This window comes from Rhodococcus sp. UYP9, assembly GCF_040547235.1.
In the GTDB taxonomy this organism is placed as follows: domain Bacteria; phylum Actinomycetota; class Actinomycetes; order Mycobacteriales; family Mycobacteriaceae; genus Rhodococcoides.
This window is the reverse complement of record NZ_JBEPPH010000002.1, coordinates 388,521-401,675: the sequence shown is the minus strand read 5'-3', so window position 1 is coordinate 401,675 and position 13,155 is coordinate 388,521. Positions and strand designations below refer to the sequence as shown.

11 protein-coding genes and 1 pseudogene are annotated in these 13,155 nt (G+C 63.2%); 3 read left to right on the top strand and 9 right to left on the bottom strand.

Going from position 1 to position 13,155, the window contains the following annotated elements; all coding sequences use genetic code 11:
- Window positions 1-27: 27 nt before the first annotated feature.
- From ABIB36_RS08195 to ABIB36_RS08185, 3 genes are read left to right on the top strand one after another with little or no spacing between them, the layout of a single operon-like run.
- Window positions 28-2,331 carry a putative bifunctional diguanylate cyclase/phosphodiesterase gene (locus ABIB36_RS08195; protein WP_354559823.1) on the top strand — a complete coding sequence of 768 codons (2,304 nt, stop codon included), beginning with the start codon at window positions 28-30 and terminating at the stop codon, window positions 2,329-2,331.
- Complete coding sequence (gene bluB / locus ABIB36_RS08190) at window positions 2,321-2,965, top strand: 5,6-dimethylbenzimidazole synthase (protein ID WP_084345475.1); 645 nt, start codon at window positions 2,321-2,323, stop codon at window positions 2,963-2,965. Before ABIB36_RS08195 ends, bluB begins: the two co-directional genes overlap by 11 nt.
- Complete coding sequence (locus ABIB36_RS08185) at window positions 2,962-3,984, top strand: NHL repeat-containing protein (RefSeq protein ID WP_354559825.1); 1,023 nt, start codon at window positions 2,962-2,964, stop codon at window positions 3,982-3,984. The genes bluB and ABIB36_RS08185 overlap by 4 nt, the downstream gene beginning before the upstream one ends.
- A 3-nt stretch (window positions 3,985-3,987) precedes the next feature.
- Here ABIB36_RS08185 and ABIB36_RS08180 read toward each other — a convergent pair whose 3' ends face one another.
- The 9 genes and pseudogenes from ABIB36_RS08180 to ABIB36_RS08140 form a co-directional block, all read right to left on the bottom strand.
- Window positions 3,988-4,485, bottom strand: coding sequence for a DUF427 domain-containing protein (locus ABIB36_RS08180; RefSeq protein WP_084345477.1), 498 nt, complete (start codon window positions 4,483-4,485; stop codon window positions 3,988-3,990).
- Between the two features lie 89 nt (window positions 4,486-4,574).
- Window positions 4,575-5,351: a DUF2637 domain-containing protein gene (locus ABIB36_RS08175; protein WP_084345478.1), complete on the bottom strand. Its 777-nt coding sequence runs from the start codon at window positions 5,349-5,351 to the stop codon at window positions 4,575-4,577.
- Between the two features lie 138 nt (window positions 5,352-5,489).
- Window positions 5,490-5,984 carry a gluconokinase gene (locus ABIB36_RS08170; protein ID WP_354560209.1) on the bottom strand — a complete coding sequence of 165 codons (495 nt, stop codon included), beginning with the start codon at window positions 5,982-5,984 and terminating at the stop codon, window positions 5,490-5,492.
- Window positions 5,985-6,138: 154 nt separating this feature from the next.
- Window positions 6,139-7,314 carry a 17-hydroxy-3-oxo-4-pregnene-20-carboxyl-CoA lyase gene (gene ltp2 / locus ABIB36_RS08165; RefSeq protein WP_084345479.1) on the bottom strand — a complete coding sequence of 392 codons (1,176 nt, stop codon included), beginning with the start codon at window positions 7,312-7,314 and terminating at the stop codon, window positions 6,139-6,141.
- Window positions 7,311-7,739: a MaoC family dehydratase gene (locus ABIB36_RS08160; RefSeq protein ID WP_084345480.1), complete on the bottom strand. Its 429-nt coding sequence runs from the start codon at window positions 7,737-7,739 to the stop codon at window positions 7,311-7,313. Before ABIB36_RS08160 ends, ltp2 begins: the two co-directional genes overlap by 4 nt.
- Window positions 7,721-8,641, bottom strand: coding sequence for a bifunctional MaoC family dehydratase N-terminal/OB-fold nucleic acid binding domain-containing protein (locus tag ABIB36_RS08155; RefSeq protein ID WP_354559829.1), 921 nt, complete (start codon window positions 8,639-8,641; stop codon window positions 7,721-7,723). Before ABIB36_RS08155 ends, ABIB36_RS08160 begins: the two co-directional genes overlap by 19 nt.
- A complete protein-coding gene (locus tag ABIB36_RS08150; protein WP_256895511.1) occupies window positions 8,638-9,777 on the bottom strand; it encodes an acyl-CoA dehydrogenase family protein in 1,140 nt (379 codons plus the stop codon). Before ABIB36_RS08150 ends, ABIB36_RS08155 begins: the two co-directional genes overlap by 4 nt.
- A gap of 111 nt (window positions 9,778-9,888) precedes the next feature.
- Window positions 9,889-10,818 (bottom strand): annotated as a pseudogene (locus tag ABIB36_RS08145) (acyl-CoA dehydrogenase family protein); the annotation flags it as partial.
- Between the two features lie 132 nt (window positions 10,819-10,950).
- Window positions 10,951-13,092 carry an acyl-CoA dehydrogenase family protein gene (locus tag ABIB36_RS08140; protein WP_354559831.1) on the bottom strand — a complete coding sequence of 714 codons (2,142 nt, stop codon included), beginning with the start codon at window positions 13,090-13,092 and terminating at the stop codon, window positions 10,951-10,953.
- Window positions 13,093-13,155 lie beyond the last annotated feature (63 nt).

Below are 13,155 nucleotides of genomic sequence, written 5' to 3'. Positions count from 1 at the left end.
ACACGACGCAGTGGAAGGATGCACCGGGTGAAATGGTGGTTGTATCCGATAGTGGCATCGGCCGCATGTATCGGCTACATCTTCACCCCGGATGGCACCGTGTCCAATGTCCTCTACGTCGGTATCGGCCTGTCTGCGGTGATCGCAGTACTCGTCGGGATCGCGGTGAATCGTCCTGTCTCCCGCGCGCCATGGTGGATGATCGCACTCGGCACCTCGATGTGGCTGACAGGGGACGTTGCGTTCTTCTGGATCGAGCACGTCGACGGCCACCTGCCCGTCCCCTCGGTAGCCGATGCCATTTACATACTCGGCTACCCACTGTTCGCGTTCGGACTCTTTCTCCTGGTGCGGCAGGGCTGGCGGCGAGGCGAGTTCGGGCACGTCGCCAACAGTGTGATCGTCATGATCGCGTTCGGCCTCATCCTGTGGGTGCTCGTCATCCCGGCCGACGGCGTGAACGTCTCGACCGCGTCGGGTGTGGCTGCAATCGCCTATCCAGCGATGGACGTCCTCATGCTCGGGCTCCTGGTTCATTTCCTCGGCACAGTTCAGTGGCAGAGCACGTCTTTTCGACTTCTGGCCGCATCGGCGGCGGTAACGCTGGCCACTGACACCACCATGCGCGTCGGTTCGGCCGAGGTACCGACCATGGCCCCCAATATCACCGTCGCCGGTTACGTCGTCTGCTACGTCCTACTCGGAACAGCTGCTGTTCATCCGTCGATGAGATATCTGACAGTTCCCCGTGCACAGCGCGGCTCGCCGAGCACTCTCGAAGCCTCGTTCAGCACGCCCACCACGATCGTTCTCACACTGGCGGTGCTGACGCCGGGCGCAATCATGGCAACCTTTCTCATCCGTGGGACGCCCGTCACCGAGTGGGGGTGGGGAATCATGCTGTCAGCGACGGTGCTCGTTTCCTTGGTGTTCGTTCGAGTCACCGAACTGCTGCGACTGCTCCGTAGGCAGACCGCCACCCTACGATTGGCTGCTCAGACCGATCATCTGACCGGGACGCGTAATCGTCGAGGGTTGGAAGAATGGATCGACGCCAATAGCGGTCCTCTCGCCCTGCTGTTACTCGACGTAGATCGGTTCAAGGAAGTCAACGACACGTTCGGGCACGCGGTCGGCGACGATGTGCTCCGTGCCGTCGCCGACCGACTGGTTGGCGCCGTCGGCACCGGTGGGGTACTCGCCAGACTCGGGGCGGACGAGTTCGCCGTTGCACTCGCCGTGGACGACACACATTCCGAGGCCGTTGCCGCAGCGCACAAGATGCATGCGGCGCTGTGCTGCCCCATCAGTGTCGGAGGTGCGACGCTTCTCGTGGAGGCCAGCATCGGTATCGCACTGAGTGATCGGACCGCCTCGCGAACCGGGACACGTATTGCCTCGGGCAACGAACTATCCAGTGCACGCTCCGACGACTTGGTCCACCGATCCAATCTGGCGATGCAATCGGCCAAGTTGGTGCAACCACGTATCGCAAGCTACGAACCGTCGATGGACCGCGACAGCAGCCGCCAGTTGCATCTGCTCAGTGAGCTCACCACTGCGATCGATGCCCGCGAACTCGAGCTGTACTACCAACTGCAGGTAAATCTCGACTCGATGGAGGCCACCGGGGTCGAAGCGCTTCTCCGATGGAACCACCCTGTCGAAGGCATCATCGAACCCGATCAGTTCCTCCCGATGGCCGAGCACACCGGACTGATCAGGCCGCTGGCCAACTTCGTCCTGAGTGAGGCGTTGGCCCACCGCAAGGAATGGAGCGAAGCAGGGGTGGAGCTCAACGTCTCGGTCAACATCTCCACACGCAATCTTCTCGACAGCACTCTCGTAGAGCAGGTTCGACGCTCGCTCGCCGCCGCCGGCGCCGCGCCCGAGGATTTGACCATCGAGATCACCGAAACCTCGTCGATGGCTGATCCGCTCGTCGCCATCGAGTCGCTGTTGGGCCTGCGCAAGCTCGGAGTCACGCTTGCGATCGACGACTACGGCACCGGGTACAGCGCACTCGCCTACCTGCAGCGGCTTCCCGTGCAGCAATTGAAGATCGACAAGACCTTCGTCAGCGACATGGCACACGATCAGGCTCACGGCATCATCGTCAGATCCACGATCGATCTGGCCCGAACCCTCGGCCTGACCATCACGGCCGAGGGCGTAGAAGACGCCGCCACCCTGCTCGAATTACGTAAGCTCGCTTGTACAACCGCTCAGGGATACTTTGTGGGACGCCCAGTTCCCGCACATCGAATTCCGGATTCGGTCGCGGAGTCGAACGCCAAACTGAAGGAATACACGAAGACATATGAACGATGACGACAACCCGATGTCGGTATACACGGCCATCGCAATGCGACGCGACGTGCGCGCAGAGTTCGACGGCAACTCGGTCGACGACGAGGTATTACAGCGAATCCTGAGCGCCGCACACAAGGCGCCGAGCGTCGGCAACACCCAACCGTGGGACTTCGTCGTCATCCAGAACCCCGACACGCTCGCCACCTTCGCCGCACACGTGGCGCAGAAGCGTCGAGCGTTCGCAGACTCGCTACCGCCCGAACGCAAAGCTACTTTCGATCCCATTCGCATCGAAGGAATCGAAACGAGCTGCACCGGCGTCGTGGTCACCTACGACCCGACCCGAGGAGGCCAACATATTCTCGGACGCGCGAGCGTCGAGGACACCGGCCTGTTCTCAGCCGTCCTTGCCATCCAGAACCTGTGGTTGGCTGCGATCTCCGAACGTATCGGAGTCGGATGGGTGTCCTTCTACGAAGAGGACTACCTGAAAGACCTGCTGGGAATCCCGGACCCGATCCGGCCGATCGCCTGGTTGTGTGTCGGCCCGGTCACCGAGTTCGCCGAGACTCCCGACCTGGAACGATTCGGATGGCGCCATCGACGCCCGCTCGTCGAGGCAGTGCACTACGAGAAGTTCGGCGGCGCGTGAAACAGCTTCTCGTTGCTGTTGCCGTACTCGCACTGGTGACGGGGTGTGCCGCGCAGGACAGCGACAAGCCTGCAGTGACGACGCCCGCAGCAGAGCCTGCCGAAGCGCCCTCGGCACAGACACCGGTGGGAGTGGTGACGCCACTCGCGGGTGCGCCGGAGGGAATCGTCGTCACCACTTCGGGCATCGCCGCCGTCGGCGTACGAGAGCCCGACGGCATTCGGCTGGTCGACGCGACCACCGGCGTCGAGCGTTCCTTCGTACCGACAACCGGCGCACCCAGACACCTGTCCCTCGCCGGACCGGATGGACCGGTCCTCGCACCGCTCGAAGCAAGCGACGAGCTACTCGTCGTCGATCCCGAAAACGGTAATGTCATCACCACGGTGCAGGGAGTCGGAAGACAACCGCACGATGCCGTCACCACCTCCGACGGGACCACCGTTGTCACCAACGAGATGGGCGGCGGCGTCGTGTTCGTTCGCGACGGCGCGGTGACGGCCTCGCTACCGGCAGGACCGGTTCAACCCGGTGGTCTCGCCGCCGTCGGCGAGTACGCTGCGGTCGCCGACGTCCAGGGCAACGGTGTGTGGATCTACAGTGGCCCCGATCAGGAGCTAGTCGCGCAGGGGCCACTCGGAACCAAATTGACGCACGCCACCGCACTGGGTCGAGACCTTGCCGCGTTCGCCGATACCGACGGTGGTGCGGTTTTCATCGAGAGAGTCGACCCGCAGGTCAGCGAAGTCTCTCGCATCGAAGCACCTGGCAATCCCTACGGACTCGCGTACGACCCGCAACGAAAGTTGCTGCTGATCACGCTGACAGAATCGAACACCCTGCGCGTCGTCGACGTCGCAGACCCGGCGGCTCCGCGGCCGATCGTCGACCTTCCGACCGTGCGACAAGCCAATTCGGTTGCAGTCGATACACGTTCGGGCGACGTGCTGGTGACGGGAAGCAATCCCGGTGACGAATCCAGCCTGCAGATCATCCCTGCCAGCGCTCTCACACCCTGAGAATCACCAACCCCAGCTACCGGGGATCCCTTTGAACGGACCCACCACCTCGCTCGTGATCCAGCCTTCGTAGAAGCCGCCCTCCTGAGGGGTGACGCGTTCGCCATCGACCTCGCATTCCAACCGCGAAGGCGAGAACGCCAGATGCCCGGTGATCGGCAGAAACGACGCCGTCGGCTCCTCGTAACTCCACGCGGCGCCGTCGCTCACCGAGTCGGCACCGTGGACGGTCCAGTACGTCGCTGCACCCTTCCACTCACAATGCGTCGACCGGCCCGCCGAGGGCGAGAGTGCCTCGGCGGCAACATCATCACGCGGGATATACCAGGTCGGTGGGTGCGAAGTCTCGAGCACTCGCCACGCATCGCGAGTCTCGGCGATCAGCGTCCCACCGAAGCGCACCGTGATCAATCGATTCGAATGCTCCAACCGAGGTGGTCTCGGATAATCCCACACTGATTCTTGCCCTGGGCCGGGGACCTGCGGTATCACCTTGCTCATCCCTCGATAGTGCCACTCCACCACTGTGAGGTCACTTCTGTGCACAGCTTGACGCCGTCAGGAGGCATCTCGATCATGGGGTATCTCGATCATGGGGCATCGACCGGGTAGAGGTCCTCGATGCGATCCCCGTCGAGGATCCACCTGTCGACACTGTCCAGAGGCTCTCCGCTGCCCACGTCTTCGATGCCGTCCAACAACTCGACGCCCTTTAGTTCGGCACTGCGCTGCGGTTCGGCACTGCGCTGCGGTTCGGCACTGCGCTGCGGTTCGGCACTCTCGTGGCCCTGCGGGTCGGTATCTTCCGGAGTGTCGTGGGCGACGTGAACCAGTGGAGACTGCGGCGAGTACGGAACGATCGACTCGACGTCTCGTGCCGTAGCCACCTCGGGTTGCACGGTCACCTCGGGTTGCACAGGCACTCCGGGCACGACGGCGACCGGTCCGGGTTGAGTCGAGGGGATTCGCACGAGTATGCCCAGCCCGTGGGTGGCAGCGAGCAGGCTGACCGGTGCGACGGTGGCGATTGCAGCGGACAGCGCGGGATGCAGGGTTCCAGTGTTGGAAGTGAAGGCGTGCAATGCATTTGCGCCGATACTGACCAACGCTGCGATGACGAGCACCCACCAGAAGAAGCGCCTGCCGCTACGCTGATCTGCGAATTGAGCAAGTGCGATGACAGAAATGGTGGCCTGCAGAATTGTGCCGTCGACGATGACCGGCCACAACCACGACAGGTTTCGTGGGACTCCGGCCATGGTCGCCAAATCCCACAGTGCGGCGAAGCTCAAGACGAACGACGCGATGCCGATGACGGTGGTGATGACGACAGCGCTGACGAGTGTCGCGCGCAGGACCTTGTTCATGAGTGCACATGATGCAGTACACCACCGACAGGTTCGGACCGATGCTGTGGGCGCGGTTGTTCGGAAGCCACAGCAGGAAGACGACGACGGCGGTGTGTCAGGAGGCGCGAGCAGATCGCGCGGTCGACGCGGCTTCTTTCATTCGCCCTGGCGACTGTCGAGTTCGGCGATGATGCGAGCGGCGATCTCCTGCGGCGGTGGACCGACGTCGACTAGAAGTGCGTTCTCGTCCGGTCCGATCGGCTCGAGCGTCGAGAGTTGGGAGTCGAGGAGCCCACTCGGCATGAAGTGGTCCGACCGAACGTCCAACCGGTCGCCGAGTTGTGTCTTGGTTCCGACGAGATGAACGAAGAGGACCTGCCCTTCGGATCCGTGCGCGAGCACGTCCCGGTAGCTTCGTTTCAGTGCGGAACAGGTGACGATTCCAGGTTCGCCTCGGCGAGTATGCGACCTGATCCAGTCAGCGATCGTGTTTAGCCACGGCAGCCTGTCCTCGTCGGTCAGCGGGACTCCGGACGCCATCTTCGCGACATTCGACGCCGGATGCAGGTCGTCGCCTTCCTGAAAATCCCATGAGAGTGCTCGCGCAAGGACGCCGGCCACTGTGGACTTGCCCGATCCCGACACACCCATGATGACCAGAACCGGATGTGCGCCGCCGGTGGAGTCCGTCAAAACAGATCACCACCCTCGCCACACTCACTGTGGGTTCGAGGGTGGTGATCTCTCACGCCGTTACGATCCATGTAGTCGAGTTTTCCATGACAGCGGTACCCGACTACGTGCGCTACCGAGTTCGGGAAAGGATGAGCCCCGAGGTGGGCACACCGGTGCCCGCAGTGACGAGAACGTTCTCCACATCCGGAACCGGGTTCACCGAAGTCCCGCGAATCTGCCTGACGCCCTCGGCAATTCCGTTCATCCCGTGGATGTACGCCTCACCGAGCTGACCACCGTGAGTGTTCAGTGGCAACCGTCCGCCGAGCTCGATGGCACCGTCGGCGATGAAGTCACGTGCCTCGCCGCGCCCACAGAACCCGAGTTCTTCGAGCTGCATCAATACGAACGGAGTGAAGTGGTCGTACAACACCGCCGTCTGCATGTCCTTCGGGGTGAGCCCGGACTGCGCCCACAATTGATCTCCGACCAGACCCATCTCCGGAAGACCTGTCATCGCGTCGCGGTAGTAGCTGGTCATGATGTATTGGTCCGGGCCACTTCCCTGCGCTGCCGCGGTGATGACGGCGGCCGGATTCGGCAGGTCCTTCGCCCGCTCCGGCGAAGTCACCACGATCGCAATTCCACCGTCGGACTCCTGGCAGCAATCGAGAAGGTGCAGCGGTTCGGCGATCCAGCGTGAATTCTGGTGGTCCTCCAACGTGATCGGCTTGCCGTAGAAGAACGCAGCCGGATTGTTTGCCGCGTGCTTACGGTCCGCGACGGCAACTCGGCCGAAGTCCTCGCTCGTCGCGCCGTAGACATGCATGTACCGACGCGCCACCATCGCCACGAACGACGCGGGTGTACCGAGCCCCTGCGGATACGCCCATCCAGCGTCGACACCCGAGGATGTCGGTGCCGCAGCGAGATGCGGAGCAACCTGTCCGAAGCGTGAGCCGGAGCGCTCGTTGAATGCCCGATACGCGACCACGACATCAGCGACTCCGGTGGCAACTGCCATCGCGGCCTGCTGCACCGTGGCACACGCTGCGCCACCGCCGTAGTGAATTCGGCTGAAGAACTTCAGGTTCGGGATTCCGACGGCCCGTGCAACCGCGATCTCGGTGTTGGTGTCCATCGTGAACGAGGTCAGACCGTCGACGTCGGCGGGCGTCAGACCGGCATCCGTCAGTGCGGCCTGCACTGCCTCTGCAGCCAGTCGAAGTTCGCTTCGCCCTGAGTCCTTGGAGAAATCCGTGGCGCCGATTCCGACGATCGCCGCCTTGCCCGACAAGCCGCTCATGCCGGCCTCCCCCCTGTCAGCTCTGACGATGCCAGTTTCACCTTTGCCACGATGTGATCACCGAGAGAGTCGGAGCCGGTCACCTCGACCGTCACTTCACCGTCGGTGACGGCAGATACCTTCCCGCGCAACGTCAAAGTGTCGTAGGCGTACCAGGGAACCCCCAGCCGCAGACCGATCGAGCGGAAGACCGCGGTCGGGCCCGCCCAGTCGGTCACGAAACGCTGCACCAAGCCGGTGTCGGTAAGGATGTTGACGAAGATATCTTTGGAACCGCGCTCGATTGCCTTGTCGCGGTCATGGTGAACATCTTGAAAGTCCCTGGTGGCCAACGCCGTCGAGACTACGAATGTCGGATCGGCGAAAATTTCGAGTTCGGGCAGTTCGTCACCTACCTGCGCTGCAATCATCGGATCGCCTTCCATGCGGGGAGTGTGAAGTTCTCGTCGATGCGGAGGAATTCGACCTCGACGGACAATCCGACCTCGACCTGGGACGGTTCGATTCCGCGTAGCTCACCGAGTACGCGGACTCCCTCGTCGAGTTCGACAAGAGCAACCACGAAAGGCAGTGTCCGCCCAGGCACTTTGGGTGCGTGATGGACGACGAAGCTGAATACCGTGCCCTTACCGCTCGCGACCACGTAGTCGATCGGCGCGGCCTTGTCCTGCCAGATCGCCGGAATCGGGGGATGCCGAAGCGAGCCGTCCTCGACCCGCTGAATCCTCAGTTCGCCTAGTCGTGCTCCCTCCCAGAAGAACTCGGTCTCCTGGGATACGACCGGACGAATCGCCTTCGAAACGTCGTCGGCGACAGGCTTGGCTTCCGGTGCGAACTTGAGTACCCGGAAGACCATTTCGGCGACGGCCTCATCACCCACGTACCAGATGTTGCGTGTGGTGACGAACCAGCCGAGACCGAGACCGGTCTTCTTCGGACCGACGACATTGTCGAGTTTCGTAGTGACCGTGACTTCTTCACCGAGCTCGAGATAACGGTGATAGGTCTGATCGCAATTGGTCGCCACGACGGAGGTGAATCCGGCGTCGTCGAGTATGCCCATCATCAGCCCGAGCGGGTCGTCGGACGAGCGCGTGTAATGCAATCCGCCCATCGTCCACACCTGAGCCATGGCGGGAGGTGCGACGACACCCTTGTGTCCGGCGGCGACGGCGGCCCCGGCATCGACGTAGATGGGGTTCGCGTCGCCGATCGCTTCGACCCAGTTGTTGATCATCGGTTGATTGATCGGGTCCCGCCCAGCGCGAGGTGCGCATTCCCCCGCTGCCGCAATACGATCCGCTGCTTCGCTGATCGATTCGCTCATCGCACGACCCTGGGCAGCCCGAGGCCGGAGGTTGCGATCAGTTCCCGCATCACTTCGTTGACCCCTCCACCGAACGTGATGACCACGTTGCGCTTGACCTGCTTGTCCAGCCAGGCCATGAGCTTGGCAGTGTCGGCGTCGAGGGGGTTGCCGTGTCGACCGATCAGCTCCTCGGCAAGCCGGCCGACGCGTTGGATCCGTTCGGTGGCAAACACTTTGGTAGCCGAGGCATCGGCGATATCGACCGCATCCGCAGTGGACGAAGCGATCTGCCAGTTGAGCAGCTCGTTGATCCGGAACGTGGCATGGATCTCGCCGAGAGCGCGTCGGACATCGGGCTCGTCGAGCACGCCGTGCTTCTGCGCCCAACCACGCAAGTGCAGGTACAGACCGTCGATTTTACCGGCCGGTCCGAGCATGACGCGTTCGTGGTTCAGCTGCGTGGTGATCAGACGCCAGCCGGCGTTCTCCTCCCCCACCAGCATGTCGACGGGGACCCGCACATCGTTGTAGTACGTCGCGTTGACGTGGTGTGCACCGTCGAGGGTGATGATCGGCGTCCATGAGTATCCGGGGTCGGTGGTGTCGACGATGAGCATGGAGATGCCGCGGTGACGCGAATCCGCAGGCCCCGTGCGCACTGCGAGCCAGACGTAGTCCGCGTCGTGACCGCCCGTGGTGAAAATTTTCTGCCCGTTGACGATGTACTCGTCTCCGTCGCGCACAGCGGTGGTGCGCAGCGAGGCGAGGTCGGTTCCCGCCTCCGGCTCGGTGTAGCCGATCGCGAAATGCACCTCACCGGCGAGGATCGACTTGAGGAACTTGTCCTTCTGGACCTCGGTTCCGTACTTCTGCAGGGTCGGACCGACGGTTTGCAAGGTCACCGCAGGGAGCGGAATGTCAGCGCGCGCAGCCTCGTTCACGAAGATCGACTGCTCGACGTCACCGAACCCGTGGCCACCGAACTCCTTGGGCCACCCGACTCCGAGCCATCCGTCGGTGCCCATCTGTTGGATGATCGCGCGAGAGGATTTGCCGTGCCGCTCGGTCATCATGATCTCCGCGTCCTCGTCGCTGACGAGATCGGCGAAATACGTTCGCAGCTTTCGCTGTAGCTCCTGCTGCTCTCCAGTCAACTCGACGAAGGGTGACTCTCCGGTTGCGTCGGAGGAGACCTCGACCGATTCGAGTACGTCCTCGCGCTGAATCGATGCGCCCACCAGATCGAGCCGGTAAGAGGCGCCACCGACGAGCCTCGCGACGTCCTTCGCAGCCGAATAGTATCGGTGCATCGGATAGGTGACGTCCACTCCGATTCCGCCGTGTAGATGATGGCAGACCTGCATGGCAGCGGGCAGTTCGGCAGCAATCCAATAGGCGAGCACATCGGCGTCACCCGGCCGACTCGGCGTCTCCTGCGAGGCCTGCCACACCGTCGAGACCGCAGCGACATGAATGGTTCGCGCCGTGACATACACGTCGGCGATCTCACCGGCCACGGCCTGAAAAGATGCGAGCGGCTTGCCGAACTGATGACGGCTCGCCAAGTGCGACGCGGTGAGCGCCGCCGCGCCCGCAGCCAGCCCGTCGGCGACTGCGCCGATGGCCGCGATCGCGATCCGATAAAGCTCGGCAATATTCTCGGTGACGAATTGCCCCGGTGCCGAATCGAATTCGATCGCGTACTCGGGGTCGCCACTCGACGACGGGGTCGGCACGAGCCGAACACCCTCCGCGGAGGGGTCGACCAATACGACACCTTCGGAAGTCGGCACCAAGATGCGGTACGCCTGCTCGGCATACGGCACCGCGATCTTGGTCCCGGTCACACGCATGAGATCGCCGTCGGGAACGGCTTTCGTCTTCGGTTCCGCGGGGAACGGCGACCCAGGTTCCATGAGCGCCGCCGTCAGAATGCGGCCCGAGCCGACGGTGTCACGGATAAGAGCCGCTTCCGCCAGTCGCGTGAGCGGGATGATGCCGAACCCGAGCGTCGCAAGTGCCGGTCCGACTGCCGCAGCCTTGCCGAGCTCGGTCAGAACCGTCGCCGCTTCCGGCAATCCGAGTCCGTCGCCGCCGAGATCCTCGGGCAGCACCATCTGGAACAGCCCTGCCTCGGACAGCGCCGTCCACAATGCTTCGGGCTCGGAGTCGCGTGCGAGCAATCCGGAGATCATCTCGGCGACCGTCGATTGATTGGAGTTTCTGGTGAAGTCCACGCCTTGATCCTGCCTACGGAAGATGAACCGAAGAGTCCTTCGGTAGAACCTGTTCTATTTTTAACACCATCGGTACGGATATACCAGCAGTCATCGAGGCAGACCGAGAATCCTCTCGGCAGCGACGGTCAACAGGATCTGTGAGGTACCGCCCGCAATCGACAAGCAGCGAGTCAGCAGCATCTCTTTCGCCAGGGGTCCCTCGACAACCCCGGCCCGCCCCGAGACCTCCAACGCGAATTCCGCGAGATCCTGCCGATGACGTACGCCGACGAGCTTGCGAACGGAGGATTCTGCTCCGGGATCCTGCCCGCCGAGTCGCCGAAGCGTCGAGCGGAACTCGAGCAGGGAACCCACCAGCCCGTTCGCAACGAGCCCGCCCAACGCATTCGCGACACCGGGATCGGTGCTGGACGACGTCGCCTCGACAACGTCCTCGAGCGCAGAACCGAGCGTCGAGCCACTGCTCATCGCAACCCGCTCGTTGGCGAGGGTGGTCCTGGCCAGCTTCCAGCCGCTGTTCAGATCTCCGACGAGGCAATCATCGGGGACGAAGACGTCATCGAGGAACACCTCGTTGAACACGGCATCACCGGTGATTTCTCGCAGCGGCTCGATACGGATACCGGGCGAGGTCATATCGAGAACGAAGTAGCTGATTCCCTTGTGCTTCGGGACGTCACGGTCGGTGCGGGCAAGACAGATTCCCCAGTCGGCCTGCTGAGCGAGCGAAGTCCAAATCTTGTGACCCTTGAGCTTCCAGCCTCCATCGACCTTCGTCGCCGTGGTCCGCAATGCCGCCAGATCGGAGCCTGCCTCAGGCTCGCTGAACAGTTGGCACCAGCGAATGTCCCCACGCAATGACGGACCCGCGAAACGCTCGATCTGCTCGGCAGTTCCGTGTTCGAGAATCGTCGGAACGGCCCACCAGCCGATGACCAGATCAGGAATCTCGAGACCGGCCGCAGCCATCTCCTCCGCGTAGAGCAGTTGCTCCGCTGCACTTGCGTCCCGGCCGTGAGGTTGCGGCCAATGCGCGGCAGCAAGCCCCGACTCGGCCAGCGTGCGCGGAGGATCCTCCGCCTCTGCCACCGCGCGTACCTCCGCGCGAACATCCTCACGCCTGTTCTCGGCCTCGCCGAGGTCGACGCTCAGGTGGCGTCGCACGCCGGCGCGGGTCAATTCCGTCACGCGCATCTGCCAACGAGATGTACCGCCGAGCAACTGCCGGATGGACAGGGCTCGCCGCAGATAGAAGTGCGCGTCGTGCTCCCACGTGTATCCGATACCGCCGAGGATCTGGATCGCGTCCTTGGCGTTGTCCACTGCGGAATCGAGAGCGATCGCGGCAGCCACAGCGGCAGCCAATGGGTGTTCCTCGGCCGCGGAGTCCACTGCCACCGCCGCGTCCCATGCGGCGGCGCGCGTCTTCTCCACCCGGCACAGCATTTCGGCGCACAGATGCTTGATCGCTTGGAAGCTGCCGATCGGTGCACCGAACTGCTCGCGCATCTTGGCGTGCTCGACAGCGGTACGTAGCGCCCACCCGGCGACGCCTGCCGCATCCGCAGCAGCGAGAGTGGCCGCCAGATCGAGAACGTACGACGTCGAGACGTCGGACAGGACCGAATCCGGATCCACCGCGACATCCTGGAGAGTCAGCCGGGCTACCGGAACACTGCGATCGACGCCGAGCAACGACTCGATCTTCAGACCCGGCGTGTCGATTCCGAGCATGCACCAGACCGTCTCGCCGTCGACCGTTGCAGGCAACAGCACGCCGACGCCATCTGCCGCACCGAAGGCGATATCCGCAGTGCCGTCGAGGAGCAAGGTGTCGCCGTCGCGGCGGGCTACGACCGGCGCGTCGGACAGCACTACGGCGCAGGGAAGTGCGCCTTCGCAGAGATCGGCACCCCACCGCGCCGCCGCAGGTCCCGCGCTCCGACCGACCACGAGAGCAGCCAAGGCGCTCGAGAGCACCGGGCCGCCGACGAGGGCTGTCGACGTTTCCTCGAGCATCGCCGCGAGGTCCGCGACCGTGCCGCCGACGCCACCCACCGACTCGGGAACGGCAACGGAGAACACGCCCAGTTCAGCGAGCCCGCGCCAGTGCGAGCGCCAACCCGACTGCTCGTCGGCGCGTAGCGTCCGCATGGGATCGGCAGTGGCAGCCCACGACCGAATCGACTGTTGGACGTCGCGCTGATCGTCGGTGGTGGCAATTGTCACAATGTTCTTCCCTACTCTTCAAGATGACTTTTTTGTCTAGAACGTGTTCTAATACGGTAGCTG